General features: G+C 69.4%; 27 protein-coding genes. 14 read left to right on the forward strand and 13 right to left on the reverse strand.

Annotated features, from left to right (window positions below):
* Window positions 1-3 precede the first annotated feature (3 nt).
* Window positions 4-666, reverse strand: a complete 663-nt coding sequence (locus tag IE075_RS14815) for a glutathione S-transferase family protein (RefSeq protein ID WP_189457878.1) — start codon at window positions 664-666, stop codon at window positions 4-6.
* On the reverse strand, window positions 663-941 hold the full coding sequence (locus tag IE075_RS14820) for a putative signal transducing protein (protein WP_189457879.1): 279 nt from the start codon (window positions 939-941) through the stop codon (window positions 663-665). Before IE075_RS14820 ends, IE075_RS14815 begins: the two co-directional genes overlap by 4 nt.
* 133 nt (window positions 942-1,074) lie before the next feature.
* On the opposite strand from IE075_RS14820, the gene IE075_RS14825 reads away from it, so the two are divergent.
* From IE075_RS14825 to rlmM, 5 genes are all read left to right on the forward strand, one after another.
* Window positions 1,075-2,829: a glutamine--tRNA ligase/YqeY domain fusion protein gene (locus tag IE075_RS14825; RefSeq protein ID WP_189457880.1), complete on the forward strand. Its 1,755-nt coding sequence runs from the start codon at window positions 1,075-1,077 to the stop codon at window positions 2,827-2,829.
* 25 nt (window positions 2,830-2,854) lie between these two features.
* The gene (locus IE075_RS16050; RefSeq protein WP_189457881.1) at window positions 2,855-3,340 is read left to right on the forward strand and encodes a hypothetical protein; all 486 of its coding nucleotides are present in this window, start codon (window positions 2,855-2,857) and stop codon (window positions 3,338-3,340) included.
* A 10-nt stretch (window positions 3,341-3,350) separates the two neighbouring features.
* A complete protein-coding gene (locus IE075_RS14835) occupies window positions 3,351-3,923 on the forward strand; it encodes a nucleoside deaminase (protein ID WP_189457904.1) in 573 nt (190 codons plus the stop codon).
* A 148-nt stretch (window positions 3,924-4,071) separates the two neighbouring features.
* Window positions 4,072-5,517: a vanadium-dependent haloperoxidase gene (locus tag IE075_RS14840; protein WP_189457882.1), complete on the forward strand. Its 1,446-nt coding sequence runs from the start codon at window positions 4,072-4,074 to the stop codon at window positions 5,515-5,517.
* A 100-nt stretch (window positions 5,518-5,617) separates the two neighbouring features.
* A complete protein-coding gene (rlmM, locus tag IE075_RS14845; RefSeq protein ID WP_189457883.1) occupies window positions 5,618-6,691 on the forward strand; it encodes a 23S rRNA (cytidine(2498)-2'-O)-methyltransferase RlmM in 1,074 nt (357 codons plus the stop codon).
* 208 nt (window positions 6,692-6,899) lie between these two features.
* Here the strand turns inward: rlmM and IE075_RS14850 are convergent, their stop codons facing one another.
* Together IE075_RS14850 and ubiH are read right to left on the reverse strand one after the other, a co-directional pair.
* Window positions 6,900-8,093, reverse strand: a complete 1,194-nt coding sequence (locus IE075_RS14850; protein ID WP_189457884.1) for an FAD-dependent oxidoreductase — start codon at window positions 8,091-8,093, stop codon at window positions 6,900-6,902.
* The gene (ubiH, locus tag IE075_RS14855; RefSeq protein WP_189457885.1) at window positions 8,090-9,316 is read right to left on the reverse strand and encodes a 2-octaprenyl-6-methoxyphenyl hydroxylase; all 1,227 of its coding nucleotides are present in this window, start codon (window positions 9,314-9,316) and stop codon (window positions 8,090-8,092) included. Before ubiH ends, IE075_RS14850 begins: the two co-directional genes overlap by 4 nt.
* A gap of 86 nt (window positions 9,317-9,402) precedes the next feature.
* On the opposite strand from ubiH, the gene IE075_RS14860 reads away from it, so the two are divergent.
* Genes IE075_RS14860 through IE075_RS14870 form a run of 3 tightly spaced genes read left to right on the forward strand, consistent with a single transcriptional unit; the run spans window position 9,403 to window position 11,460 of the window.
* Complete coding sequence (locus tag IE075_RS14860) at window positions 9,403-9,987, forward strand: hypothetical protein (protein WP_189457886.1); 585 nt, start codon at window positions 9,403-9,405, stop codon at window positions 9,985-9,987.
* Window positions 9,987-10,541 carry a cob(I)yrinic acid a,c-diamide adenosyltransferase gene (locus IE075_RS14865; protein WP_189457887.1) on the forward strand — a complete coding sequence of 185 codons (555 nt, stop codon included), beginning with the start codon at window positions 9,987-9,989 and terminating at the stop codon, window positions 10,539-10,541. The genes IE075_RS14860 and IE075_RS14865 overlap by 1 nt, the downstream gene beginning before the upstream one ends.
* A 1-nt stretch (window position 10,542) precedes the next feature.
* Window positions 10,543-11,460: a histone deacetylase family protein gene (locus IE075_RS14870; RefSeq protein ID WP_189457888.1), complete on the forward strand. Its 918-nt coding sequence runs from the start codon at window positions 10,543-10,545 to the stop codon at window positions 11,458-11,460.
* A gap of 162 nt (window positions 11,461-11,622) precedes the next feature.
* Here the strand turns inward: IE075_RS14870 and msrB are convergent, their stop codons facing one another.
* Window positions 11,623-12,030 carry a peptide-methionine (R)-S-oxide reductase MsrB gene (gene msrB / locus IE075_RS14875; RefSeq protein WP_189457889.1) on the reverse strand — a complete coding sequence of 136 codons (408 nt, stop codon included), beginning with the start codon at window positions 12,028-12,030 and terminating at the stop codon, window positions 11,623-11,625.
* 107 nt (window positions 12,031-12,137) lie between these two features.
* On the opposite strand from msrB, the gene lptD reads away from it, so the two are divergent.
* The 6 genes from lptD (at window position 12,138) to IE075_RS14905 (ending at window position 19,249) form a co-directional block, all read left to right on the forward strand.
* Complete coding sequence (gene lptD, locus IE075_RS14880; protein WP_189457890.1) at window positions 12,138-14,621, forward strand: LPS assembly protein LptD; 2,484 nt, start codon at window positions 12,138-12,140, stop codon at window positions 14,619-14,621.
* Window positions 14,618-16,000, forward strand: coding sequence for a peptidylprolyl isomerase (locus IE075_RS14885; protein ID WP_189457891.1), 1,383 nt, complete (start codon window positions 14,618-14,620; stop codon window positions 15,998-16,000). The genes lptD and IE075_RS14885 overlap by 4 nt, the downstream gene beginning before the upstream one ends.
* Window positions 16,001-16,004: 4 nt before the next feature.
* Window positions 16,005-16,982: a 4-hydroxythreonine-4-phosphate dehydrogenase PdxA gene (gene pdxA / locus IE075_RS14890; RefSeq protein ID WP_189457892.1), complete on the forward strand. Its 978-nt coding sequence runs from the start codon at window positions 16,005-16,007 to the stop codon at window positions 16,980-16,982.
* A gap of 45 nt (window positions 16,983-17,027) precedes the next feature.
* Window positions 17,028-17,840 carry a 16S rRNA (adenine(1518)-N(6)/adenine(1519)-N(6))-dimethyltransferase RsmA gene (rsmA, locus tag IE075_RS14895; protein WP_189457893.1) on the forward strand — a complete coding sequence of 271 codons (813 nt, stop codon included), beginning with the start codon at window positions 17,028-17,030 and terminating at the stop codon, window positions 17,838-17,840.
* A gap of 77 nt (window positions 17,841-17,917) precedes the next feature.
* Window positions 17,918-18,301 carry a Co2+/Mg2+ efflux protein ApaG gene (gene apaG / locus IE075_RS14900; protein ID WP_189457894.1) on the forward strand — a complete coding sequence of 128 codons (384 nt, stop codon included), beginning with the start codon at window positions 17,918-17,920 and terminating at the stop codon, window positions 18,299-18,301.
* A 9-nt stretch (window positions 18,302-18,310) separates the two neighbouring features.
* Window positions 18,311-19,249: a symmetrical bis(5'-nucleosyl)-tetraphosphatase gene (locus tag IE075_RS14905; RefSeq protein ID WP_189457895.1), complete on the forward strand. Its 939-nt coding sequence runs from the start codon at window positions 18,311-18,313 to the stop codon at window positions 19,247-19,249.
* Window positions 19,250-19,440: 191 nt separating this feature from the next.
* Here IE075_RS14905 and IE075_RS14910 read toward each other — a convergent pair whose 3' ends face one another.
* From IE075_RS14910 to IE075_RS14945, 8 genes are all read right to left on the reverse strand, one after another.
* Window positions 19,441-19,935, reverse strand: a complete 495-nt coding sequence (locus tag IE075_RS14910; RefSeq protein WP_189457896.1) for a dihydrofolate reductase — start codon at window positions 19,933-19,935, stop codon at window positions 19,441-19,443.
* Window positions 19,936-19,961: 26 nt separating this feature from the next.
* The gene (locus IE075_RS14915) at window positions 19,962-20,756 is read right to left on the reverse strand and encodes a thymidylate synthase (protein WP_189457897.1); all 795 of its coding nucleotides are present in this window, start codon (window positions 20,754-20,756) and stop codon (window positions 19,962-19,964) included.
* Window position 20,757: 1 nt separating this feature from the next.
* Window positions 20,758-21,633 (reverse strand): prolipoprotein diacylglyceryl transferase, encoded by an 876-nt coding sequence (gene lgt, locus IE075_RS14920; RefSeq protein ID WP_189457898.1) that lies wholly within the window; start codon window positions 21,631-21,633, stop codon window positions 20,758-20,760.
* Window positions 21,634-21,802: 169 nt separating this feature from the next.
* Entirely contained in the window at window positions 21,803-22,291 is a 489-nt protein-coding gene (locus tag IE075_RS14925; RefSeq protein WP_189457905.1) for a TPM domain-containing protein, read from the reverse strand.
* A gap of 8 nt (window positions 22,292-22,299) precedes the next feature.
* Window positions 22,300-23,172 (reverse strand): TPM domain-containing protein, encoded by an 873-nt coding sequence (locus IE075_RS14930; RefSeq protein ID WP_229792562.1) that lies wholly within the window; start codon window positions 23,170-23,172, stop codon window positions 22,300-22,302.
* A 94-nt stretch (window positions 23,173-23,266) separates the two neighbouring features.
* Window positions 23,267-23,941 (reverse strand): LemA family protein, encoded by a 675-nt coding sequence (locus IE075_RS14935; RefSeq protein WP_189457900.1) that lies wholly within the window; start codon window positions 23,939-23,941, stop codon window positions 23,267-23,269.
* 117 nt (window positions 23,942-24,058) lie between these two features.
* Window positions 24,059-24,760: a TerC family protein gene (locus IE075_RS14940; RefSeq protein WP_189457906.1), complete on the reverse strand. Its 702-nt coding sequence runs from the start codon at window positions 24,758-24,760 to the stop codon at window positions 24,059-24,061.
* A gap of 80 nt (window positions 24,761-24,840) precedes the next feature.
* Window positions 24,841-25,227 carry a diacylglycerol kinase gene (locus IE075_RS14945; protein WP_189457901.1) on the reverse strand — a complete coding sequence of 129 codons (387 nt, stop codon included), beginning with the start codon at window positions 25,225-25,227 and terminating at the stop codon, window positions 24,841-24,843.
* Window positions 25,228-25,572: the final 345 nt, after the last annotated feature.

The following is a 25,572-nucleotide window of genomic DNA, read 5'->3' on the forward strand; positions in this document are numbered from 1 at the left end:
CGCTCAGCCGCGCAGCTCGCTGCCTTCGATCACCTCGGACTCGCGCGCGGCGGCCTCGCGCCATTCGCGCATCGCCGGCAGCGCATCGAGCGCCCGCATGTAGGCCGCGCCCACGTCGTCGACCGGCACGCCGTAGCCGGCGAAGCGGATCGCGACCGGCGCGAACATCGCATCGACGATGCCGAACCGGCCGCACAGGAAGTCGCCTTCGTCGCGGTGGCGCATGCGCAGCTCACCCCAGAGCTGCTGTACGCGGTCGACGTCGGCCTGCGCTTTCGCGTCCCAGCGGTAACCGTCGGGTCGGCGGCGGCTGTTCATCGGCAACTGGCTGCGCAATGCCGCGAACCCGGAGTGCATCTCGGCGGCGGCGGCACGAGCGAGCGCACGCGCACCCATCGCATCCGGCCAGCCGCGACCGTCGAGCCAGCGCTCGTTGACGTACTCACAGATCGCAAGCGAATCGACGAGCACGAGCTCGCCGTCGTGCAGCACCGGCACGCGCCGGGTCGGTGATAGCGCACCGATGCGGTCGGCGAACTCGGGCGTATCGAGCGGCAACCGCACTTCATCGAACTCGACGCCGAACGCGCGCATGAGCAGCCACGGACGCAGCGACCACGACGAGTAGTTCTTGTTGCCGATGACCAGGGCCGGGCGGGCGCTCATGCGGGCTTCCCGTGCAATGGCAGCGGCATGGCGTCGTCACGCGCCGGCGCTGGAGCGGGCGGCGGAGCAGTGATCGGCAGCGTCTGCAGAATCTCGCGCGCGGCCGGCAACGCGGCCTCGGGCACGCACACAGCCACCACGCCGAACAGCGGCAGCTCGCCCATGCCCCCGACCAGCGCCTCGCCTCTCAGGAACACCGGCAGCCCCGCGTCCTCGAGCGCATGCCGCACGAGGTGCGCATCGATGACGTTCGCCGCTTCGTAGACCACCCTCATGTGCGCTCCGCGTTGCGAAAGGCCGAGCCGCCACGATACCGGGGCGCTCCTGCCTCGCGCATGAAGGCACCGCGCAGCCGGCATCGCGGGCGACGGGCTAAACTCGCGGTTTTCCGCACGGCGTCCCCGCGCAATGTCCGTTTCGCACGATTCCACCGCCGCCCCGTCCGCCGACGCGCCCGCGCGCACCGATTTCATCCGCCAGATCGTCCGCGACGACCTCGCGAGCGGCAAGCACGACGCCATCCGCACGCGCTTCCCGCCCGAGCCGAACGGTTACCTGCACATTGGCCACGCGAAGGCGATTTGCCTCGACTTCGGCATCGCGGCCGAGTTCGGCGGCGACTGCAACCTGCGCCTCGACGACACCAACCCGGCGAAGGAAGACCCCGAGTACGTGCGCGCGATCCAGGACGACGTGCGCTGGCTGGGCTTCGAGTGGCACGACCTGCGCCACGCGTCGGACTACTTCGAGGTGTTCTACCTCGCCGCGCAGAAGCTCATCCGCCAGGGCGACGCCTACGTCGACGACCTCACCGCCGAGCAGGTGCGCGAATACCGAGGCACGCTGACCGAGCCGGGCCGCCCGTCGCCGTTCCGCGAGCGCAGCGTCGAGGAGAGCCTCGACCTGTTCCGCCGCATGCGCGAGGGCGAGTTCCCGGATGGCTCGCGCACGCTGCGCGCGAAGATCGACATGGCGAGCGGCAACATCAACCTGCGAGACCCGGCGCTGTACCGCATCAAGCACGTCGAGCACCAGAACACCGGCAACGCGTGGCCGATCTATCCGATGTACGACTTTGCGCATTCTCTGAGTGACGCGATCGAGGGCATCACGCACTCGCTGTGCACGCTCGAGTTCGAGGACCACCGGCCGCTGTACGACTGGTGCGTCGACAAAGTCGACCTCGCGAACGCACCCGAGCTGCTCGAGCCGCTGCTCGCAAAGGGCCTCCCGAACGAGGCGAGCAAACCGCGGCAGATCGAGTTCTCGCGGCTGAACTTCAACTACCTCGTGATGAGCAAGCGCAAGCTCATGGCGCTGGTGCAGGACGGCCTCGTCGACGGCTGGGACGATCCGCGCATGCCGACGCTGCAGGGCATCCGCCGCCGCGGCTACACGCCGGGCGCGCTCAAGCTCATGGTCGAACGCGTGGGCATTTCCAAGCAGAACTCGTTGCTCGACATTTCGATCCTCGAAGGCGCGCTGCGCGACGACCTCGATTCGACCGCCGAGCGCCGCATGGCCGTGGTCGACCCGGTGCGCATGGTGATCACCAACCTGCCCGAACACCACGCCGAAGCGCTGACCTTTCCGAATCATCCGAAGGACGAGTCCGCCGGCATGCGCGTGGTGCCGTTCTCGAACGAGATCTGGATCGAGCGCGAAGACTTCGAAGAGGCGCCACCGAAGGGCTTCAAGCGGCTCACGGTCGGCGGCGACGTGCGCCTGCGCGGTGCCGGCATCGTGCGCTGCGACGAGGTGATCAAGGACGCGGACGGACGCGTGGTCGAACTGCGCTGCACGCTCGATCCCGAATCGCGCCCCGGCATGGAAGGCGCGAACCGCAAGGTCAAGGGCACGATCCACTGGGTCAGCGCGGCGCAGGCGATCGAAGCCGAGATCCGCTTGTACGACCGCCTGTTCACGGCGGCCGATCCGGACGTCGATGAAGACGGAAAGACCTACCGCGACTTCCTCAATGGCGATTCGCGGCGCGTCGTGACCGGCTATGTCGAGCCGTCCGCGGCGCAGGCCGCGCCCGAGACCTCGTTCCAGTTCGAGCGAATCGGCTATTTCGTCGCCGACCGCTACGACCACCGCCCCGACCGCCCGGTGTTTAACCGCAGCGTCACGCTGCGTGACACGTGGTCGGGCAAGGCTTGACGCCCGCATCGGAGGAGCGCGTTTCATGCATCGCCTGCATCGAATCCTGATGACCTTGTTGCTCGGCGCATCGCTGGGCGTCGCCGGCTGCGCCGCCCCCGAGCCTGCGGGCCTCGCGGCCGACGCGGCGGCCCCGAGCGCCTCATCGCCGCAGCCGCCGGTCACGACCACACCAGCGGCCCCGCCGCCGCCCGCACCGACCGGTCCCGCTGTGGACGCGCCGCCGATGAGCGATCCGCTGCCGGCCCAGCGCTTGTCCGAGACCCCGGCGGGCGATCCGGCCTCCGTGGACCGCAGCTGCCGCACCAGCGCCGATTGCGCGGTCAAGAACGTCGGCAGCTGCTGCGGCTACACGCCGGCATGCGTCAACGTCAACGCGCAGCCGAACCCCGACGCGGTGCAGGCTCAGTGCGCGAAGCAGGGCATGTCGTCGGTCTGCGGCTTCCAGGAAATCAGCGCCTGCGAATGCGTGAAGGGCCGCTGTGAGTCCGCTGGCGCCGCGCTGCTCTGAGGTGACGATGCTGCTGCAGGCCCAGGTCCATCTCACGTTGCCCGCATGGGTGCACGACCTCGACACGTCCGGCCCGTTCGACTCCGACGAGGCGAAGGTCGCGTTCGCGATCGACCTCTCTCAACGCAACATCGACGCGGCCAGCGGCGGCCCGTTCGGCGCCGCGGTGTTCGATGCCGGCGACCGGCTCATCGCGGTCGGCGTGAACCGCGTGCTGCCGCATGCGTGCTCGGTCGCGCACGCCGAGATGATGGCCTACATGCTCGCGCAGCAGCGCACGCAGCGTGTGCGTCTGAACGAGGACGCGAACGGCGCTTCGGTCGGGCCGATCACGCTGGCCACCTCCTCGCAGCCGTGTTGCCAGTGCTACGGCGCGACGGTCTGGGCCGGCATCGACCGCCTGCTGATCGGGGCGCGCAGCGAGGACGTCGAGTCGCTGACCGAATTCGACGAAGGTCCGCTGCCCGCGGACTGGGCGGGTGAGCTGGAACGCCGCGGAATCGCAGTGGTGCGTGACGTGCTGCGCGACCGCGCCTGCGACGTGCTGCGGGCCTACGGCCAGCAGGGTGGCCCGTCGTACTGATTTACTTCGTTTGTCCTTTGCGAGCTGGCGGGTTGCCGGCTTTTCCGGATTCGCCGCGCCCGGTCAGCGCGGCGTGCGGGCTGTCGCCTGTCGATGCATCGCGTCGATGCGACCCGCGCCGGAAACACCTACGCGAGGAGAGAAACGCATGACGTTGTCGAAATGGAGGGTCGCGGCCACCGCGGCGCTCGGTCTGTCGTTCGCAGGCGCGGCGCACGCCGGCCAGCCGTCGACGGTCAACCAGTGGAACCAGGCGCTGCTGCAGGCGATCTCGGTCAGGAGCACCCCCCCGACGATCGCGTCGCGCGCGCTCGCGGTGACGCACACCTGCATGTTCGACGCCTGGGCCGCGTACAACGTCGGCGCACGCGGCACGCAGTTCGGCACGCACCTGCGCCGTCCGCGCAGCGAGCACACGCTCGACAACAAGCGTGCCGCGGTGAGCCACGCGGCCTACCGGGCCGCGATCGACCTGTTCCCCAGCGAGAAGCCGCGCTTCGAGGCGCTGCTGCGCAAGTTCGGGCACCGCCCGGACCTCGCCAACGATGACCCGCGCACCCCGGCCGGCATTGCGAACATCGCCTGCGGCGAAGTGCTCGAGGCCCGCCACCGCGACGGCTCGAACCAACTCGGCGAGCACGGCGGGGTGCCGTACGGCGACACCACCGGCTACACGCCGGTGAACTCCGAAACCGAACTGCGCGACCCGAACCGCTGGCAGCCGCTGCGCGTGCCCACGTACGACGGCAAGTCCACGTACGTGCAGAAGTTCCTGACGCCGCAGTGGGGCTGGATCAAGCCGTTCGCGCTGCGCCCGTACCACAGCTACGGCCTCAAGGCTCCGCCGAAGTACGGCAGCGCCGAGTACGCGGCCGAGACGCGTGAACTCGTCGAGCTCAGCGAAAAGCTGACCGACCGGCAGAAGGTCATCGCCGAGTACTGGGCGAACGGCCCGTTCTCGGTGACCCCGCCCGGCCACTGGAATATGTTTGCGCAGTGGGTGTCCAAGCGCGATCGCATCGGCCTGGACGGCGACGTCAAGCTGTTCTTCGCGCTCAACAACGCGATGATGGACGCGGGCATTTTCGCGTGGCGCAGCAAGGTCGAGCTCGACTACGTGCGCCCGATCACCGCGGTCCGCACGCTCTACAAGGGCCAGCAGATCCGCGCCTGGGGCGGCTACGGCAAGGGCACGCGCACGATCGCGGGCGAGCACTGGACGCCGTACCAGCCGCCGTATGCGATCACGCCGCCGTTCGCGGAATGCGTCTCCGGCCACAGCACCTTCAGCGCCGCGGCGTCGGAAGTGCTGCGGCGTTTCACGCGCAGCGATCGCTTCGGCTATTCGGTCACGGTGCCGGCCGGGCAGTCGGCCGCCGAGCCCGGACTCGTGCCGGCGCGCGACACCACGCTCGCGTGGACCACGTTCTCGCAGGCGGCGGATGAAGCGGGCATGTCGCGCCGCTGGGGCGGCATCCACTTCTCGATCGGCGACCTCGAGGGCCGTCGCGTCGGACGCGTGATCGGCCAGCAGGCGTGGCACAAGGCGCATTCGCACTTCGGCGGTGCGCCGCACGGACGCCGCGGGCGCTGACACGTTACACGGACCGGCGCCGCGCGCGCCGGTCCACTTTGCCGGCGCGATCCCCGACAATGCCGGCCCGGCCCCGACGCCGCCGAGTTCCGGATCGACCATGCCCACTCCCCGCGTCGGCGACGCCCTGCTCTGCTACTGCCGCGCCGGCTTCGAACCGGAGCTCGCGGCCGAGCTCACCGAACGCGCCGCCCTAACCGGCTTTGCCGGTTATGCACGCACCGAACGCGGCAGCGGCTATGTCGAATTCATGTCCGACGATGCAGCGCAGCTTTCGCGGGCGCTGCCGTTCCCACAGCTGATTTTCGCGCGCCAGAAGCTGCTGCGCTTCGCCGACCTGCGCGGCCTTCCGGCCCACGACCGCATCACGCCGCTGCTTGCCGCGCTCGAGGCCTCGGGCGCATCGAAGCCGTTCGGCGCCCTTCAGGTCGAGCATCCCGAGTCCGATGAGACCAAGCCGCTCGCCGCGCTCGCCCGCAGCTTCGGCAACGCCCTGCGGCCGGCGCTGCGCAAAGCCGGCTGGCTGACACCGCAGGACGGCGACCATCGCCAGCGCCTGCATGTCGTGTTTCTCGCCGGCGACCGTGTGCTGCTGGCCGCGGCGAACCCGCATGACAGCTCGGAGTGGTCGTCCGGCATCCCGCGCCTGCGCACGCACCCGAGCGCACCGAGCCGGTCGGCCCTGAAGCTTGAGGAAGCGCTGCTGACGCTGCTGGATCACGACGAGCGCCAAGCCCTGGTGCGCGACAACATGCAGGCCGCCGACCTGGGCGCCGCGCCCGGCGGCTGGACCTGGGTGCTGATGCGCAACGGCATGAAGGTCACCTCCGTCGACAACGGCCCCCTGCAACAAGCCCTGCTCGACAGCGGCCGCGTCGACCACCTGCGCGCGGACGGCTTCAGCTGGCAGCCCAAGCGCCGGCTCGACTGGATGGTGTGCGACATGGTCGAGCAGCCCCGCCGCGTCGCCGAGCGCATGGCCACGTGGATGCGCGAAGAGTGGTGCCGCTACGCGATTTTCAATCTCAAGCTGCCGATGAAAAAGCGCTGGGACGAAACCCGCCTGTGCCTGGAACTGTTCGAGCGCCAGGCCGGCCGGCCGTTGACCGTGCGCGCGCGGCAGCTCTACCACGACCGGGAAGAGATCACCGTGCTGGCACTGCCCGCGGATTGACGCCGGCGCGAGCAGTGATGCGTGTCCTGTCGTTCGGCTGATCCGTCCGCCGACGCCGTCAATTTGCGAAAGGCGCCGCCCGCCGTGGGCCCTGTCGTCACGCAGCGCGGCTCGGTCGCCGCACCGGCGCGCCCTGGGCTGCCGGACGCGGCTGCTCGCTAGCCCGCCGCAGCCACCCGACCGTGCGTCGACGCCTCAACCCACGAGGCTAGAGCCCCGCCGCATGCCGCCACAGCGCGTGCGTGAGCGGCGGGAGCCGACCGGCGAGCCCGAGCAAGGGCCCGCGCATCAGCGTGGGCACGGGCGCGTCGTTTGAGAACAGGCGGTTGATCGCATCGAATGCATGCGCCGACAGCGCATTCTCGCTGCGGCACTCGCGCGCCCAACGACGCAACCGCGCATCAAGCGCGACCCCGTCCCGCAGCGCGTCTACGCCCACTAGGCGGCGGAGCCGCGCGACATCACGCAAGCCGAGGTTCACGCCCTGCCCCGCAAGCGGGTGCACAACGTGCGCCGCATCGCCGACCAGCACCACGCGCCCGGCACGCGGCGAGGCGAGCTGCCGCTTCAGGGCAAACACGGCGCGGTCGGATGCCAGCGTCGCCGCACCGAGGCGACCGGCGAACGCATGTTCGAATTCACGCGCGAATGCCTTCTCGTCGAGTCCATGCACGCGCGTCGCCTCGTCGCTCGGCAGTGTCCAGACGATCGAACCGCGGTGACCGCGCGGCGCATCCGGCACGTCCGCAAACGGCAACAGCGCGAGCGGGCCGGTCGGCAGGAAGCGCTGCCAGCACGTCGCCTCGTGCGGCAGCTCGGTGTCGACGTAGGCGACGAGCCCGTGCTGCGAGTAGTCGTGCGTTTGGGCCTCGATGGCCGCGAGCTCGCGCAGGCCGGAGCCGGCACCATCGGCCGCGACGACGAGGCGCGCGCGCAACGTGCGGCCGCTTTCAAGTTCGAGCGCAGCGCCCTGTTCGTCCTGCGTCAGCCCGATCACGCGCTCAGGGCACTGCACGTCGACGCCGGCCGCCGGCAGTGCATGCCAGAGGCGGTCGACCAGCAGCGCGTGCTCGACGATCCAGCCGAGCTCGCGGCGCGCGAACGCGTCGGCGTCGAAGGCAAGCTCGCGGCCACCTGCAGCATCCCACACGCGCATCGCGCGGTACGGCTGTGCACGCGTGTCGCGGATCGAAGCCCACGCGCCGAGAGACTCGAGCTGCGCCGCGTTGTCCGGCGCAAACGCATAGACGCGCAGGTCCGGCGCATCGGCGCGCCACGGCGCAGGCGGCTGCGCTTCGACGAGTGCGACCTGTGCGCCGTCGCGGGCCAGCCCGAGCGCAGCCGCAGCGCCGACGACGCCGGCGCCCACGACCACCGCGTCGAGCGATTCGCGCCGGCTCATGCCGGCCCCCGGCACAGGGCAGGAACGCGGCCGCGATAGCCCATCGCACCGCCGACGACCGCGGCCTGCAGCGACGGCACCAGCGCAGCGGCAATCAGGCCGGCGCCTCGCATCGGCCGCATCCACGGCTCGTCGCGCGAGGTCAGCCGCACGAGGCCGTCACTGAACGCGAGCGTGCGGGCGCGGTCGTCTTCGCGACGGACGCGGTAGGCGTTAAGCGTCGACGGGGCGCCGGCATCGAAGTTCGCATCCAGCGCCCCGGTGCACAGCTCCGCAAGTGTGAGCGCGTCTCGCAGGCCGAGGTTGAAGCCCTGCGCCCCGATCGGGTGCACGGCCTGCGCGGCGTTGCCGACCAGCACCGCGCGCGGCGCGGTCAGCGCATCGGCAACGACACGTCGCACCGCATACGCGTTGCGCGGGCCGCACGACACAAAGCGGCCGACACGCCATCCGAACGCGTCCTGAGCGCGCGCCAGGAACGCCGCCTCGTCGAGCGCGGCCACGGCCTCAGCCTCGGCCTGCGGCACCGCATGCACGAGCCCGAAATGCCGGTCCCCACGGGGGAGCAACGCGGTCGGCCCGTCCGCGCCGAAGCGCTCGTACGCCGTGCCATCCGGCGCCTGCGACGCGCGCAGCCGCGTCACGAACAGCGTCTGCCCGTAGTCATGGACGGCCGCGTCGATCTCCAGCGCCCGGCGCACGGCGCTGTCGGTACCGTCGGCACCCACGAGCAAACGCGTGCGCAGCGTTCGTGCACCCGCCCCGTCTTCGATATGAACCTCGCGCAGGTCGGCATCGCAGGTCGTGCCGATGAACCGCGCGGGTCGGTGTCGGCCCAGGCGCGGAAGCTCGCGCAGCCGCGCTTCGAGCGCCTCGCCCAGGTCGCGTGCGACGACGACGCGCCCGAACTCGCGTCGCCCGTAATCCGACGCGCGCAGCACCGCCCGGCCAAAGTCCCCGGCGCGGCTCACGTGAATGCGCTCGATCGGACCGGCCGGTGCACGCAGATGGCGCATCACGCCGAGCGCATCGAGCGCGTGGACGGTTGCTTCCGCGAAGCTCAGGTTCCGCTCGTCGAACACCGCCGGCAGCGCGCCGGGCGGCGCGGCCTCGACGAGTGCGACATCGAGCCCGCTCGCATCGAGCGCGATCGCGAGGCTCGCGCCGACGAGCCCGCCTCCCACGATGACGATGTCGTGCACCGTCGTGTCCGCTGCATCCATGGCTCGATGATACGGCCTCGCCGCGAGCACTCCGCTAGAATGCCGGGCTCTTGCCGCCGCGCCGCCTGCCGCACCCGGAGCACCGAATGAGTCCCATCGTCCAGCGAACCCTGATCCTGACCCTGCTCGCCCTGACGATGGCGGCCACCCGTGGGGCCCATTTCGGCCCGCTGCCCGACGCATCGTGGGCGGTGTTCTTCATCGGCGGCTTCTACCTGTCCACATGGACACGGTGGGCGTTCCCCGCGCTGATGGCGCTCGCCGTCGCGGTCGACTACGTGGTGATGACACGCAGCGGCGCGAGCTTCTGGCAGCACTACTGCGTCTCGCCCGCGTACTGGTGCCTGATCCCCGCGTACTTCTCGATGTGGGCCGGCGGCCTGTGGCTGCAGCGTCGCAAGGTTGCCCTCGACCTGCGCTCGCTCGGCCTGCTCGCCGTAAGCCTCGTCGCGTCGGCCGTGGTCTGCCAGCTCATCAGCCAGGGCAGCTTCTATTGGTTCTCCAGCGCCGTCGCCGAGCCCACGCTCGCCGGCTGGTGGGCGAACTACATCCAGTGGCTCGGCCCGTACATGCTGACGGCCGCCAAGTACACGGCCATCGCCGCGGGTCTGCACGCGGTCGCGCTGCAGGCCGCGCGCCTGCGTGGCGTCTCCAGCACGCGCGCCGCCTGATGGGCAACCGGCTCTCGAAGATCTACACGCGCACCGGCGACGACGGCTCGACCGGCCTCGGCGACGGCAGCCGCGTCGGCAAGGATTCGCTGCGCGTGGACGCCTACGGAACCGTCGACGAGGCGAACTCGACGATCGGCCTCGTGCTCGCGAGTGACGTACCCGACGACGTGCGCACGCTGCTCACCGCCGTGCAGCACCAGCTGTTCGACCTCGGCGGCGAGCTGTGCATTCCTGGCCACGCAGCGATTTTCGATGCCGACATCGAACGCCTCGAGCAGCATCTCGACGCATTCAACGATCCGCTGCCGCCGCTGAAGGACTTCATCCTCCCCGGCGGCGGCGAAGCCGCGGCGCGCTGCCACATCGCGCGCACCGTGGTGCGGCGCGCCGAGCGCGATGCGGTCGCGCTCTCGCGCGTCGAGCCCGTGCGCCCCGAGGCGATCCGCTACCTCAACCGCTTGTCCGATCTGCTTTTCGTGCTGGCCCGCGTGCTCGCCCGCGTGAGCGGACACGGCGAAGTGCTTTGGAATCACGAACGCCGCAAGGCCTGACATGCGCATCTATTCGCACGAAGCCTGCCTCGCCCATGCGCCGGGCCCCGCCCACGCCGAACGCCCGGACCGCCTGCGCGCGGTGACCGGCGCGCTGCGCGAGGCATATCCGGACCTGTCATGGTTCGAAGCGCCGCTCGCCACGCGCGAGCAACTGCGCCGCGTGCACGACGAGGCGCTGATCACGCGCGTGCTCGACACGCATGTCGAGGACACGATCCAGCTCGACCCCGACACCTGGCTCGGCCCCGGTTCGGCCGAAGCCGGCCTGCGTGCGGCCGGCGCCGGCATCGCCGCGGTCGACGCGGTGCTCGGTGGCGACACACGGCGCGCGTTCTGCGCGGTGCGCCCGCCCGGCCACCACGCAACCGTCGGCGAAAACATGGGCTTTTGCCTGTTCAACTCGATCGCCGCCGCGGCAGCGCATGCGTTCGACGTGCACGGCTTGTCGCGCATCGCAATCTGCGACTTCGACGTCCATCATGGCAACGGCACGCAGGCGATCTTCGAACGCGATCCGCGCGTGCTGTTCATCAGCTCGCACCAGCTCCCGCTCTACCCCGACACCGGCCACACGCACGAGCGCGGCGTTGGCAACATCATCAACGCGCCGCTCCCCCCAGGCACCGATGGCGCCGGCTTCCGCGCCGTGTGGGAGCGTGACCTGCTGCCCGCGCTCGACGCATTCGCGCCGGAGCTGCTGATGATCTCCGCCGGCTTCGACACGCACCGCCGCGACCCGCTCGCGCAGCTTGAACTCGAGGCCGAGGACATCGGTTGGATCACCGGACAAGTCGTCGAAATCGCCGACCGGCACTGCGGAGGGCGCGTGGTATCGATGCTCGAGGGCGGCTACGACCTCGAAGCGCTGCGCGAATGCAGCGTCGCGCACCTCGATGCGCTGAGGCGCGGTGCGTAATAGCGCGGGCCGTCCGGTTCACGCCGCCCCCCCCCGGCGCGGGCTGCCGGGCGACCGCTGCGACCCTGGCCACCCAGGTCACTGCACCCTATTCGAAGTGCGCCGCTGCACGTGAATGCGGCGCCGCGCGCGCGCAAAGCGCGACGGCCTCAGCGGCCTCGTTTAGGCGCCGGCTTTCGGCTCAAACGTGAGCGCGGCAGAGTTGATGCAATAGCGAAGACCATTCGCTGCCGGCCCGTCGGCAAACACGTGCCCGAGGTGGGACCCGCAACGGACGCAGCGCACCTCGACGCGGCGCATGCCGTGGCTTACGTCGGCGATTTCGATTACCGCATCGCCTGCGATGGGCGCCGTGTAACTCGGCCAACCGCTGCCCGAGTCGTATTTCGTCTGCGAAGAGAACAGCGGCGCGCCGCAGGCCACGCAGCCGTAGGTGCCGACGCCCTTGTGGCTCCAGTACCGGCCGGTGAATGCACGCTCCGTGGCAGAGCCTCGGCAGACCGCGTATTGCTCCGGGCTTAGCTGCGCTCGCCATTCGGCGTCGGATTTCGTCACGCTCAGGGCGCCCATCAAGATCTCCGGGCAAAGGGACCTGCATTTTGCACGCCGCGTCTTCGCGTTGCCGGGGTGCAGGCGATGCGGCAAGCTAGCCGGCCTTCGGACCGACGGATGCCCGCGTGCGCCCCACCTTCCGCCTGTTGCCGTTATCGCTGTGTATCGCGCTGGCGCTCCCCGCCACGGCCGCGGACAACGAGCCGGAGGATTTCCGACTGTGCCCGATCCGCGACTCTGTTCCAGCGTTCGACGACGCGCAGGCGCCGGTCGGCAACGCCGACATCCGCGCCGCGCAGCCCACGGACATCGAAGGCGATGAACTCGAAGGCCAGGACGAGCGCAGCACGCTCGTGCAGGGCAACGTGCGCTTGCAGCGCGGCGACCAGTTCCTCGGCACCGACAAGCTCACGTTCAACAGCGAGACCGGCGAGTACACCGCCGAAGGCAGCGTGCGCTACCAGGACTCGGGCATGCGCATCGTCGCCAAGCGCGCAGAGGGCAACCAGGAAGCCGACACGCACCGCATCACCGATCTGAGCTACCAGCTCACCGAGCGACGCGGCAGCGGCGGCGCCGACCGCATCGAACTCAAGGGCGATCACGGCGCGCTGATCGGGGCGACGTATTCGACTTGCGATCCCGCGCAGCGCGTGTGGGAACTCGAGGCCGACCGCATCGACATCGACACCGAGGAAGGCCTCGGCGTCGCCCGTGGCGCAAAGCTGCGCATCGGCAAGGTGCCGGTGCTGTACGTGCCGTGGTTCATGTTCCCGGTCGACGACCGCCGTCGTACCGGTCTGTTGTACCCGTCGATTTCGATGTCGAGCCGAAACGGATTCGACTGGCGCCAGCCCATCTATTTCAACCTCGCGCCGAACTATGACGCGACGCTCTACCCGCGCCTCATGAGCGAACGCGGCGTCGCGCTCGGAAGTGAGTTCCGCTGGCTGTACCCGCAGGGCCAAGGCACGGTCGCGGGGACGTTCATGCCCAGCGATCGGCTGCCGGAGAACGATCCGGATCGTTATCAGGTCCGCGACGCCAACGGCAACCTGGTGCGCGACCCGAACCCGCCGGACGAAAACCGCGGTCAGTTCGCACTCAATGCGCTGCACACACTTGGCTCGAAGTGGTACGCGGCCGCGAACCTCGGCTGGGTCAGCGACACCCACTATCTCGAGGACTTCAGCAACAGCCTCTACGGTGTGGCGACCTATTTCATCCGCAGCGACGTCGGCGCGTACGGACGGGGGCGCAACTGGGAGGCGAGCATCACCGCCGACCACTACCAGCTCTCCGACTACACGCTCAGCGAGGCGAACCTGCCGTTCGACCGGCTGCCCCGCGCGTATGCGCACTGGGGGCAGCCGTTCTTCGACGACCTGCTCGAGATCGGCATCGACGGCGAAGCCGTGCGATTCGAACACGAGGTATTCGACGCGGGCAGCCGCATCGACATCAAGCCGTACGCCGCGATGTCGCTCGAAGGCGCCGCCTGGTTCGTGCGACCAAAGGTCGCGTGGCGCTACACGGGTTATGACCTGGAGCCGGGACGCGCGCGGGCCATTGCAGTGCCGCGTGCAGCGGCCGCGCTCGGAATTCGTGCTGAGAATCTGACGGATGAGCAGATCCGGTCGTTCTACGACGCTACGCCGTCGCGCAGCGTCCCGATATCGTCGTTGGACATGGGCGTCTACTTCGATCGCACCGCGGCGATCCGCGGCGAGCGTTACCTGCAGACGCTCGAGCCACGCCTGTACTACCTCCGCGTGCCGTACGAGGACCAGTCCGATCTGCCGCTGTTCGACACCTCGCCGATGACGTTCAGCTGGGGTCAGTTGTTCCGCGACAACCGCTACACCGGCCCCGACCGGCAGACCGATGCGAACCAGCTGACCGTGGCGCTCACCTCGCGCCTGATCAGCGAAGACGACGGCCGCGAACGCCTCGCTGCAAGCATCGGCCAGATCCACTACCTCGACGAAAGCCGCGTCACGCTCGACCCGGCGCAGGCCATCGCCGTCGAGCGCGGCCGCTCCGCCTGGGTCGCCGATCTCAGCGTGTCGCCCAATGACCGCTGGACGATCAACGCGGCCTACCAATGGGACCCGAAGTTCCGCCGCGAGGATCTGGCAGCCCTTCGCGCGCGCTACCTGTTCGGCGACGCTGGCATCGTCAACATCGGCTATCGCTATCGGCGCGACCTGCTCGAACAGGTCGACTTCTCGTTCGTCTATCCCTTCAACCGCAACTGGAGTTTCGTGGGGCGGTACTACTACTCGCTGTTGGAGCGCCCGGACCCGGTTTCGCCGATCGAGGCGGGTCCGCTCGAGACCATCGCGGGCGTGCAATGGGAAAGCTGCTGCCTCGCAGTGCGGGTGCTGGGCCGTCGCTACCTGCGCGACCGCTCCGGCGAGCTGAACAACTCTCTCCAACTCGAAGTTGAACTGAAGGGTCTGGGGTCGGCCGGGCAGAAGGCGGAGCGTGTTTTGCGCCGTGCTATTCTCGGTTACGACCGCGACGACCTCTATCTCGTCCCGCCGTCCTCGGTGAATCGCCCGGGCGTCGACGGCACGGCCGCTCCCTCTTCCGATCCGACCCTATGAACACACCTTTCGCGAAGAAGACGCTGCTCGCGTGCGCGCTCGCTGCAGCCACGCTCGTCGGCCAGCCGCTGCTCGCACCGACGGCGCACGCCCAGCAACTGCAGCCGATCGACCGCATCGTCGCGGTCGTCGACGAGGACGTCGTCCTGCGCAGCGAGCTCGACCGCGCCGTGGCGAACATCACGGCGCAGTACCAGGGCCGCGACAACCAGCTGCCGCCGCGCGACGTGCTCGAGCGCCAGGTGCTCGAACGCCTCGTGCTGCTCAAGTTGCAGGTCGCTCGCGCGCAGGCCACCGGCGTGCGCATCACCGACCAGGAACTCGACCAGGCGATCAATGCGATCGCGCAGCAGAACCGTGTCAGCGTCGATCAGCTGCGCGAGCAGCTCGCGCGCGAAGGCATCGCGTTCGCCGATTTCCGCAGTTCGGTGCGCGAGGAACTGCTGACGCAGCGCCTGCGCCAGCGTTTTGCGCAGAGCCGCGTGTCGGTCACCGAGGCCGAGATCGACGCCGCGCTCGCTGCACAGGCAAACGCGGGCTCGCAGTACCGCCTCGCGCACATCCTCGTCGAACTGCCGGAAGGCGCGACGCCGGAGCAGATCGAGACCGCGCAGAAGAAGGTCGCAGGCGTCAAGGGCCTCATCGATCGGGGCGAGATGGACTTCGCGGCCGCGGCCGTGCGGTATTCCGACAGCCCGAACGCGCTCGAGGGCGGCGACCTCGGCTGGCGCAGCGCCGACGAAATCCCGAATGCGTTCGCCGAGCTGATCCGCACGATGCAGGAAGGCCAGGTCAGCGCGCCGCTGCGCGGGCCGAGCGGTTTCCAGCTGCTCAAGCTCGTCGACGTGCGCGATGCCTCTCAGGCCGCCGAGCAGACGGTCACGCAGGTGCAGGCCCGCCATATTCTCGTCCGCGTCGACGACGACACGTCCAACGCCCAGGCCAAGTCGGAGATCGAGACGATCGCGGCGCGCCTGGCCGGTGGTGCCGACTTCGCCCAACTGGCGCGCGAGAACTCGGAAGACCCGAGCTCGCAGGCGCGCGGCGGTGACCTCGGCTGGTTCGTTCCCGACCAGTTCGGCCCCGACTTTGCCGCGCCGCTGAAGGCGCTCGAAGACCAGCAGGTGTCGAAGCCGTTCCGCACCGAAGCGGGCTGGCACATCGTGCAACGCCTCGGCAGCCGGCAGGCGGAGGTGGGCGAGCAGAACCGGCGCGCGCAGATCGGCGAGACGATCGGTCGCCGCAAGCTCGAGGACGAGTGGAACCGCTACTTGCGTGAACTGCGCGGCGAAGCATACGTCGACATGCGCCTCGGCAAGACCGACGCGCCGGCGGCTGAAACCGCCGAGACCCCAGCCGCCCCCGCCACCGGCGGCTGAGCACGTGCTGCGGCTTGCGCTGGTCCCGGGCGAACCGGCCGGCGTAGGCCCGGAGCTCAGCGTGCGCCTCGCGCACGCACCGCGCGACCATGCCCTGGTCGCGTTCGGCGACCCCGACACCCTGCACGCCGCGGCCGCAGCGCTCGGCTTCCCGCTGCGCCTGTGCGACCCGGACGAGGCATCCGATGCCCCCGGCGAGCTCGGGCTCGTCCCGATTCCGAACGCGGTCGCTGCAGCGCCGGGCACGCCCGAGCCTGCCAACGCGGCGGCGGTAATCGAGGCCCTAACGCGCGGCGCCGATGGCTGCCTGCGGGGCGTGTACGGCGGCCTGGTGACGGGACCCGTGCACAAAGCGGTCATCAACGACGGCGGCATCGCCTACTCGGGCACGACGGAGCTGCTCGCGCAGCACGCCAGCTGCGACGTGGTCATGATGCTCGCGAACGAGATCGTCCGCGTCGCGCTTGTCACCACGCACCTGCCCCTGCGCGCAGTGCCCAATGCGATCACCGCCGATGCGCTCGAACGCTGCCTGCGCATCACCGACGTAGCGCTGCGCCGCGACTTCGGCCTCGTCCGCCCGCGCATCGCGGTGCTGGGCTTGAATCCCCACGCGGGTGAAGCCGGGCATCTGGGACACGAAGAGATCGAGACAATCGAGCCGGCGCTCGCGCGCCTGCGCGAAACGGGCATGGACCTCATCGGCCCGCTGCCGGCCGACACCGCCTTCCTGCCGGCGAAATTGCGCGGTTTCGACGCGGTCGTCGCGATGTACCACGACCAAGGCCTGCCGGTGCTCAAGTACAGCGGCTTCGAGCACGCGGTGAACCTCACGCTCGGCCTGCCCTACCCGCGCGTCGCCGTCGACCACGGCACCGCGCTCGATCTCGCCGGCCGAGGCATCGCCGATCCGTCGAGCCTGATCGCCGCATCGAACGCCTGCGCGCACATGGCACGCGCCCGTCAGGCCGCGCGCGGCTAGACGACACGGCGCGACATCGCCGACGCCGCTGATCGATAATGCGGCATGAGCCACAGCCCGCATTTCAGCGAACCGCCGAAGAAGCACCTCGGCCAGCACTTCCTGCATGAGCGCGGGATCATCGACGGCATCGTGCGCGCGGTGTCGCCGAAACCCGGCGACCGTCTCGTCGAGATCGGACCCGGCCAGGGCGCGATCACGTTCCCCCTGCTCGATGCGCATGGCGAACTCACCGTCGTCGAGTTCGACCGCGACCTCATCGCGCCGCTCACCGAGGCCGCTAAGTCGCACGGCGCACTGCACATCATTCACCGTGACGTGCTCGCGGTCGATTTCACCGCGCTGGCCGCGGACGGCGCGTCGCTGCGGCTGGTCGGCAACCTGCCCTACAACCTGTCCTCGCCGATCCTCTTCCACGTGCTTGAGCACGCGGACGTGGTGCGCGACATGACCTTCATGCTGCAAAAAGAGGTGGTCGACCGCATGGCCGCGGCGCCGGGCAGCAAGGTCTACGGCCGACTCAGCGTGATGCTGCAGGCGTACTGCCACGTCACGCCGCTGTTCGATGTGCCGCCCGCTGCATTCCGGCCGCCGCCGAAGGTTGATTCGGCGGTCGTGCGCCTTGTGCCGCGCGCCGCGGATGCGATCGGCATCGACGACGCGAAGGTGTTTGCCGACGTGGTGCGCGACGCGTTCGGTCAGCGCCGCAAGACGCTGCGCAACGCGCTGTCGCGGCAGTGCGACGCGGCGCTGATCGAAGCGGCGAAGGTGCGGCCCGACGCGCGCGCCGAGCAGTTGCCGGTGGCCGACTTCGTCCGACTGTCGAACGCGATTGCCGCAAGTCGCGCGGCACCATGACGCAGCCCGCACAGGCGTGGCACACCGGGACGCTTGCCTGCACGCCTGCGATACGCCCAGACCGTACACTCACACGCATGGAACACGACAACGCTTACCGCGTCGAAGTCGACGTCGCGACGCGCTACCTCGACCGGCAATCCGAACCCGAGCGCAGCCGCTTCGTGTTCGCGTACACCATCGACCTGCACAACACGGGATCGGTGCCTGCGCAGTTGGTTGCGCGGCACTGGGTCATCACCGATGCGAACGGCAAGGTGCAGGAAGTCGTGGGCGAAGGCGTCATCGGGCAGCAGCCGTGGCTGCAGCCGGGCGAGCACTTCCGTTACACGTCGGGCGCCGTGCTCGAAACCGACCTGGGCTTGATGCAGGGCAGCTACGCGATGCTCGCCGAAGACGGCACCGAATTCGAAGCACCGGTGCCTGTGTTCGCGTTGACCGTGCCGCGCACGCTGCACTGAGGGCCGCGGATGGCGATCTGGGCAATCGGCGACCTACAGGGCTGTTACGACACCACGCAAAGGCTGCTCGAGCGGCTGCGCTTTGATCCGGCCGTGGACCGGCTGTGGTTCTGCGGGGATCTCGTCAACCGCGGCGGGCAGTCGCTGGAGACACTGCGCCTGGTGCACTCGTTGCGTGACAACGCCGCGGTCGTGCTCGGCAATCACGATCTCTCGCTGCTCGCGATCGGCGAGCGTCGCGAGGAGGAGCAGCGCAAGGTCAATCCGGACTTGCAACGCGTGGTGCTCGCGGAGGACCGCGCAACCCTGCTCGGTTGGCTGCGGCGACAGAAGCTCGCGCATGTGGACCGCAAGATCGGCTGGATGATGGTGCATGCCGGCCTCGCGCCAAAATGGACCACGCAGATGGCCGAGCGGCACGCGCGCGAAGTCGAGGAGCGCCTGCAGAGCGATCAGTACGCGCGACTGCTGCGCAACATGTACGGCGACGGGCCCGCTTGGAACCCGAGGCTCGGGGGCATCGACCGCCAGCGCGCGATCATCAACGTGTTCACGCGCATGCGCTATTGCTCACCGCGCGGCCGGATCTCGTTCGAGGACAAGGGCGTGCCGGGCACGCAGCCGGCCGGGCTGTACCCGTGGTACGAGGTGCCGGGCCGCGCCGAGCGCGACCTCAAAATCGTCTGCGGCCACTGGTCCGCGCTAGGCCTGTTTGTCGGCCACGGCGTGCATGCGATCGACACCGGCGCGGTGTGGGGCGGCAAGCTGACTGCGCTGCAGCTCGATACCGACGAGCTGCGCGTCGTCCAGGTGCCAGGGCGCGATGTGCCCGCGCATCCGCCGAAGCCGAAGCCCTCGCGCCCGCAGCATGCGGGCCGGCCGGCGCAGCCGCAGCGTCAGGGTGCGCCGCAGCCTCAGGCGCAGGGATCGCCGCCCGGCAGCGCCTGATGGTCTGATTGCCGCGGGACGGCGGGCGCGTATGCCGCGGTAAGAGCGCGCGGATTGCACCCGGTGCCGATCGTGCGCTCGTGCCGCTGGGACAGCTCCACGAGCTGTAGGCGCACCTCAGCACGCAGTGCCTCTGCTACGACGTTTTGCTGACCGTGCGTCGGCTAGGGCCGCTGTATCGCGTACCTCACTCAGGCGCGCTCGTAATCGACAAAGGTAAACGCGGATGTGTGTTTCCCGTCTGTCGGATGCATTTCGCGGAACGTCTCGCGCCAGCCTTTAAGCTCGTACGCGGGAAACCATGCGTCCGCGCCCTTGACCTCGGTGTCGACATACGTGAAGCGCAGGTGCGTGGCGATCGGCAGGCAGGCTTCGAACACCTGGCCGCCGCCGATCACGCACAGCTCCTCCGCTCCCGCCGTGCGGGCGTGATCGATCGCTTCATCGACGCTCGCGACCGCCACCATGCCGTCGAACGGCGCCCGGCCCGAGCGCGTAAGCACGAGATTCTCGCGCCCGGGCAACGCGCGACCGAGGGATTCGGCAGTGCGCCGTCCCATGAGCATCGGCTTGCCCATGGTGATCGCCTTGAAGCGTCGCAGGTCAGCCGGCAGTTGCCACGGCAGCGCATTGTCGCGGCCGATCGCGCGGTTGTGATCCATCGCAACGACGAGGCTGATGATCATGCGCTGCTCCCGCCGCAACCGACACATCAGACCGCCACCGGCGCCTTGATCGCCGGGTGCGGGTCGTAGCCTTCGATCGCGATGTCGTCGTAGGTGAACTCGAACAGGTCTCGCACCTGCGGGTTCAGCGCAAGGCGCGGCAATGCGCGCGGTTCGCGCGTGAGCTGCTCGCGTGCCTGCGCGATGTGGTTCGAGTACAGGTGCGCATCGCCGAGCGTGTGCACGAAATCGCCGACCTCGAGGTCGCAGACCTGCGCGACCATGTGCGTCAGCAGTGCATAGCTCGCGATGTTGAACGGCACGCCGAGGAACACGTCGCCGCTGCGCTGGTAGAGCTGGCAGCTGAGCCGGCCCTCGGCGACGTAGAACTGGAACAGCGCATGGCACGGCTGCAGCGCCATGGTCGGCAGGTCGGCCACGTTCCAGGCGCTGACGACGAGGCGGCGCGAGTCGGGGTTGCGCCGGATCTCGTCGACGATGCCACGCAGCTGGTCGATCTCCTTGCCGTTCGGCCCCGTCCAGCGACGCCACTGCTTGCCATAGACCGGGCCAAGCTCGCCGTTGTCGTCGGCCCATTCGTCCCAGATCGACACCCTGTTCTCGCGCAGGTAGGCGACGTTCGTCTCGCCCCGGAGGAACCACAGCAGCTCGTGGATGATCGAGCGCAGGTGCAGCTTCTTCGTAGTGACGAGCGGGAAGCCTTCGCGCAGGTCGAAGCGCATCTGCCAACCGAACACGCTGCGCGTGCCGGTGCCGGTGCGGTCGGACTTGTCGGTGCCGTGTTCGAGCAGGTGGCGCAGCAGGTCGTGGTACGCGCGCACGTCAGGCCGCCTTCGGTTCGGGCGTGAGCACCGGCATGCGGCGCGAGATCCACAGCAGGAACAGGCCGATCGCAATCAGCGGCAGGCTCAGCACCTGGCCCATCGTGAGCCAGCCGAATGCGAGGTAGCCGAGCTGTGCATCGGGCATGCGCACGAACTCGACGAGAAAGCGGAACACGCCGTACAGCAGCGCGAACATGCCCGACACCGCGTAACGTGGACGCGGCTTGTGCGAGTAAACCCAAAGCACGGTGAACATCACCAGCCCCTCGAGGGCGGCTTGATACAGCTGCGACGGGTGCCGTGCAAACGCATCGAGCGCGCCGTTCGCGTGCAACTCGCGCAGGCGATCGAGCGGCATCCCGGTGTACGGACCGAGATCGCTGCGCGGGAACACCACGCCCCAACCCGCGCCGGTGAACTTGCCCCACAGCTCGGCGCCGATGTAGTTGCCGAGCCGGCCGAAGCCGAGCCCCGGCGGCACGAGCGGCGCGACGAAGTCGACCACGTCGAAAAAGTGCAGCCGGTAGCGCCGCGCCCACCACAGGCATGCGACAAGCACGCCGAGCAGGCCGCCGTGGAAACTCATGCCGCCTTCCCAGATACGAAGCAGCGTCAGCGGGTTCCGGACGACATCGCCGAACGCGTAGAACAGCGCGTAGCCGAGCCGACCGCCGAGCACGACGCCGAGCATCCCGTAGAACAGCAGGTCGCCGTACGCCTGCTCGTTGACGCCCGGCAGCCGCCCGGCGCGCACGCGCTTCAGGCCGAGCCACCACGCGACGCCGAAGGCCAACAGGTACATGATTCCGTACCAGTGGATGGCCACCGGCCCGAGTTGCAGCGCGACGGGGTCGATCTGGTGCAGGACGATCATGCGCATCAACTCCGGAACAAAGGCGCCGACGTCGGAAGCGCGAGCGGCGCGCCTATTGTTGGCCGAGCACGGACGCATGTCGACCGCTGCGCGCGCCACGCAGGCGGTGCGCCAGATGAGGCTACGTCGGTGAGTGCAGAACAGCGCCGCGAAGTCTGCCCGACCGGGTTCAGAGCACCGTCGGCCGGTTGGGCAGTTCGTTCCGATCGACCACGCCGGGCCCACGCGGGAAGGCAATGGCGACAATCGACGACAGGCGCTCGACCCCGAGCACGATCGCCGCTTCGAACTCACCGTCGCGCAACCGCGCCTGCACCTCATCGCAGACGGCCTGCCAAGCGGCGGCGTCGACGCGGCCCTCGAAGCCGCGATCGGCGACGATTTCGATCGCGTGGTCGGCCAGCAGCAGGTACAGCAGCACGCCGTTGTTCACCTCGGTGTCCCACACGCGCAGTTGCGCGAACACCTCGTGTGCGCGATCACGGGAGCTTACTCCGCGCCAAGCCTCGTTCAAGGGCAGCGCGGCCTCGACGGCGAAGCAGACCTCGCCGGTGTGCGTCGCCTCCCCCGCCTCGATCGCGCCTGTGATGCGTGCAAGCGCGGCGTCGGACAGGCGACGCCGCACCGAAGGCGGGAACACGTGGCGCAGCGTGCGCAGGCTCATCGTCACCAGCTCCCGGAGGCGCCGCCGCCCCCACTCATGCCGCCGCCGCCCGACCAGCCGCCGCCACCGAAACCGCCGCCGCCTCCGCCAAAGCCGCCTCCGCCGCCGATGATGATCGGCATGCCGCCGAGCCCGCCGTAGCCGCGGTGCCGCGCGAAGCGACCCGCCGGGCGACCTGCAAAGCCCAGCAACGCCCCGAGCAGCGCGCCGATCACGCCGACGAACAGCATCGACGAGAGCAGCCATGCGATGCCGCCACCCACGCCGGCGCCGAGCAGGCCCCGCAGCGGACGCGGGGCGCCGCCGAACATGGCGCGCGCGACCTGCGCGGCGATGAACGCCGCAAACAAGGCGAACAAGCCGCCACCACCGCCATCTCCGCTGCGCGCAGGCGCGGAGGGCGCATGGGACGCCATCGGCGCGGGCAGCGCTTCACCGTCGATCAGGCGCGCGAGCACGGCGGTGCCGTCCGCGAGCCCGCCCGCGATGTCGCCCTCGCGAAAGCGCGGCACGATGTACTCCTGGATCACGCGCGCCGCGGTCGCGTCGGGAATCGCGCCCTCCAGCCCGTACCCGACCTCGATGCGCACGCGCCGATCGCGCAGCGCGGCGACCACGAGCACGCCGTCGTCGACCTCCTTGCGCCCGATCTTCCACTGGTCGAACGCACGCACCGCGTACTGAGCGATGTCCTCGGGCTGTGTCGTGGGCACGACCAGCACCTGCAACTGGCTGCCCTTGCGCTGGTGCAGCGCCTGGGCCTGCGCAACGAGCCGCGCACGCGCCGCCGCATCCAGCGTGCCGGTGGTGTCGACAACGGGCGAATCGAGCGGCGGGATCGGCGCGAGTGCCTGAGCTCGTGCCGCAAGCGGCATCCACGCGAGCACGAGCAGTGCCCAGCATGCAAACGCAGCGCGCGCCCACCACGTGTGCGTTCGCGATGCCGACCGCGCGACGAACTGCATCGAATCAGCCGCCCGACGGCGCCGGCAGCGGCTGCGGCGCGGGCTGGGGCGCGCCAGTCACGGGCGGCGCGGGTGTCGGCACCGCCGGCGCTGCAGGCGTGCCGAAATCGACCTTGGGCGCCTGCTGGATCTGCGCCTCGTTCTCGACGGTGAAGTTCGGCCTCACGTCGTGGCCGAACACCATCGCGGTCAGGTTGGTCGGGAATCGCCGCACCGTCGTGTTGTAGTCCTGCACCCGCTCGATGTAGCGCTGGCGCTCGACCGCGATGCGGTTCTCCGTGCCTTCGAGCTGCGCCTGCAGCTGCAGGAACTGCTGGTCGGCCTTGAGCTGCGGGTAGTTCTCGCTGACGACGAGCAGGCGGCCGATCGCGCTCTGCAGCTGGCCCTGCGCCTGCTGGAAACGCGCGAGCGATTCGGGATCGCCCGCGTCGACGTTGACGCTGCCCACGCGGGCGCGCGCCTCGGTCACGTCGGTGAGCACCTGCTGCTCGTGCGCTGCGTAGCCCTTCACGGTCGCGACGAGGTTCGGCACCAGATCCGCGCGGCGCTGGTAGACGTTGATCACCTGCGACCAAGCCGCGTCCACGGCCTCGTCCTTTTCTTGGATCGTGTTGTAGCCGCAGCCGCTCAACAGCAGGGCCAGCATCGCCGTGCAGGCGATCTTCCACGGTGCGCGCATCGTCGCCTCCTCGCTCGAGTCCGGGCGACTACAGCGCAGCCGTGATAAATGCCGCGTGAGACGCGCCAACAAAAAGGCCGGCCCAGAGGCCGGCCTTCGTCGCGCGGTGGCTGCCGGTTACTGCGGCAAGACCCCGCGTTGTGCCCGTCGCTTCGCGGCGAGGTTGAGCACCTCGACCAGCGCGGAGAAGCCCATCGCGCCGTAGATGTACGCCTTCGGCACGTGGTGCTCGAAGCCGTCGGCGACCAGGTAGGCACCGACGAGCACGATGAACGCGAGCGCGAGCATCTTGACGGTCGGGTTGCGGTCGATGAACTCACCGAGCGGCTTGGACGCAAGCAGCATCACCGCGACCGCCGCGAGGATCGCGATGACCATGATGATCGTCTCGTCCGCCATGCCGACTGCGGCGATCACCGAGTCGAGCGAGAAGACGATGTCGATGACGGCGATCTGCGCGATCACGGACATGAACGACGCGGCGGGCTTGGTGTGGATATCGGACTCTTCCGACTCACCGATGATCATGTCCTTGATTTCGGCACTGCCCTTTACGAGCAGGAATGCGCCGCCGAGGATCAGGACCAAGTCGCGCACGGAGATGCCCTGGCCGAACACGCTGAACAGGTCGGACGTCAGCCCGGCCAGCCAGGCGAGCGTCAGCAGCAGCAGGATGCGGGTGATGCACGCGACGGCGATGCCGAACTTGCGCGCGCGTTCGCGTTGCGCGTACGGCAGCTTGCTCACCGCAATCGAGATGAACACCAGATTGTCGATGCCGAGCACGATCTCGATCGAGCTCAACGTGATCAGGGTCATCCAGGTCTGGGGGTCGAGAAACAATTCGGTCACGGGCTATCCAACGGCGAGAAGACGGAAAGGAAGGAGCAGCGCATCGGTCACGCGGCCAGCAGCCGCGGAATGACAATCGCGCCCCAAGTGAGGGCCACGTTGAGCATCAGCACGAACACCGCAGCCGAGCCCATGTCCTTGGCGCGGCCCGCGAGCTCATGGAACTCGGGGCCGTAACGCTCGATCACGGCCTCGATCGACGAGTTCAGCAGCTCGATGCTCAGCACCAGCAGCAACGAGCCCACCAACAGCACGCGCTCGACCGGCGTCTGCCCAAGCCACCAACCCAGCGGCGCGAGCGCCACGAACATGTAGACCTCGAGCCGGAACGACGACTCGTGGATCCACGCCGCGGCGAGTCCCTGCAGCGACCACTGGGTCGCCTTGAGAATGCGCCCGGGCCGCCGGGGCAAATGCCCCATTTCGTCGGCCATCGTCAGGCTCCGCTGCCGCCGGTCGGCGCGCGCCGCGCGGCACAGCCGGTGCGGTGGGAAGCGGCGATCGGCATGTGGCAGTCCGGTCTCGGCGGTGGCGCCGGGGGCGGCATTCTGCCATAGGCCACACGAATGCCGGTTTGACGAGCGTGGCGGATTGGAGGACGCGCCACCCAAGTGCGAGCAAGTGGAGGCGTTGCGTCAGCGCGCCGGCCCGTTCCCGCCCGGGCCAGCGGCCCGGGCATTCGCCGGCGCACGCGGCAGTGCCGCGTCAGCGCGCCGGCCCGTTCCCGCCCGGGCCAGCGGCCCGGGCATTCGCCGGCGCACGCGGCAGTGCCGCGTCAG

This window comes from Cognatilysobacter bugurensis (genome assembly GCF_014652095.1).
Taxonomy (GTDB): domain Bacteria; phylum Pseudomonadota; class Gammaproteobacteria; order Xanthomonadales; family Xanthomonadaceae; genus Cognatilysobacter; species Cognatilysobacter bugurensis.

Bases quoted from the DNA above. Each gene is read 5' to 3' on its own strand.
- IE075_RS14815 (WP_189457878.1), bottom strand. From the start codon at position 666: ATGAGCGCCCGCCCGGCCCTGGTCATCGGCAACAAGAACTACTCGTCG.
- IE075_RS14820 (WP_189457879.1), bottom strand. From the start codon at position 941: ATGAGGGTGGTCTACGAAGCGGCGAACGTCATCGATGCGCACCTCGTG.
- IE075_RS14825 (WP_189457880.1), top strand. From the start codon at position 1,075: ATGTCCGTTTCGCACGATTCCACCGCCGCCCCGTCCGCCGACGCGCCC.
- IE075_RS16050 (WP_189457881.1), top strand. From the start codon at position 2,855: ATGCATCGCCTGCATCGAATCCTGATGACCTTGTTGCTCGGCGCATCG.
- IE075_RS14840 (WP_189457882.1), top strand. From the start codon at position 4,072: ATGACGTTGTCGAAATGGAGGGTCGCGGCCACCGCGGCGCTCGGTCTG.
- rlmM (WP_189457883.1), top strand. From the start codon at position 5,618: ATGCCCACTCCCCGCGTCGGCGACGCCCTGCTCTGCTACTGCCGCGCC.
- IE075_RS14850 (WP_189457884.1), bottom strand. From the start codon at position 8,093: ATGAGCCGGCGCGAATCGCTCGACGCGGTGGTCGTGGGCGCCGGCGTC.
- ubiH (WP_189457885.1), bottom strand. From the start codon at position 9,316: ATGGATGCAGCGGACACGACGGTGCACGACATCGTCATCGTGGGAGGC.
- IE075_RS14860 (WP_189457886.1), top strand. From the start codon at position 9,403: ATGAGTCCCATCGTCCAGCGAACCCTGATCCTGACCCTGCTCGCCCTG.
- IE075_RS14865 (WP_189457887.1), top strand. From the start codon at position 9,987: ATGGGCAACCGGCTCTCGAAGATCTACACGCGCACCGGCGACGACGGC.
- IE075_RS14870 (WP_189457888.1), top strand. From the start codon at position 10,543: ATGCGCATCTATTCGCACGAAGCCTGCCTCGCCCATGCGCCGGGCCCC.
- msrB (WP_189457889.1), bottom strand. From the start codon at position 12,030: ATGGGCGCCCTGAGCGTGACGAAATCCGACGCCGAATGGCGAGCGCAG.
- IE075_RS14885 (WP_189457891.1), top strand. From the start codon at position 14,618: ATGAACACACCTTTCGCGAAGAAGACGCTGCTCGCGTGCGCGCTCGCT.
- rsmA (WP_189457893.1), top strand. From the start codon at position 17,028: ATGAGCCACAGCCCGCATTTCAGCGAACCGCCGAAGAAGCACCTCGGC.
- apaG (WP_189457894.1), top strand. From the start codon at position 17,918: ATGGAACACGACAACGCTTACCGCGTCGAAGTCGACGTCGCGACGCGC.
- IE075_RS14905 (WP_189457895.1), top strand. From the start codon at position 18,311: ATGGCGATCTGGGCAATCGGCGACCTACAGGGCTGTTACGACACCACG.
- IE075_RS14910 (WP_189457896.1), bottom strand. From the start codon at position 19,935: ATGATCATCAGCCTCGTCGTTGCGATGGATCACAACCGCGCGATCGGC.
- lgt (WP_189457898.1), bottom strand. From the start codon at position 21,633: ATGATCGTCCTGCACCAGATCGACCCCGTCGCGCTGCAACTCGGGCCG.
- IE075_RS14930 (WP_229792562.1), bottom strand. From the start codon at position 23,172: ATGCCGCTTGCGGCACGAGCTCAGGCACTCGCGCCGATCCCGCCGCTC.
- IE075_RS14935 (WP_189457900.1), bottom strand. From the start codon at position 23,941: ATGCGCGCACCGTGGAAGATCGCCTGCACGGCGATGCTGGCCCTGCTG.
- IE075_RS14940 (WP_189457906.1), bottom strand. From the start codon at position 24,760: ATGACCCTGATCACGTTGAGCTCGATCGAGATCGTGCTCGGCATCGAC.
- IE075_RS14945 (WP_189457901.1), bottom strand. From the start codon at position 25,227: ATGGCCGACGAAATGGGGCATTTGCCCCGGCGGCCCGGGCGCATTCTC.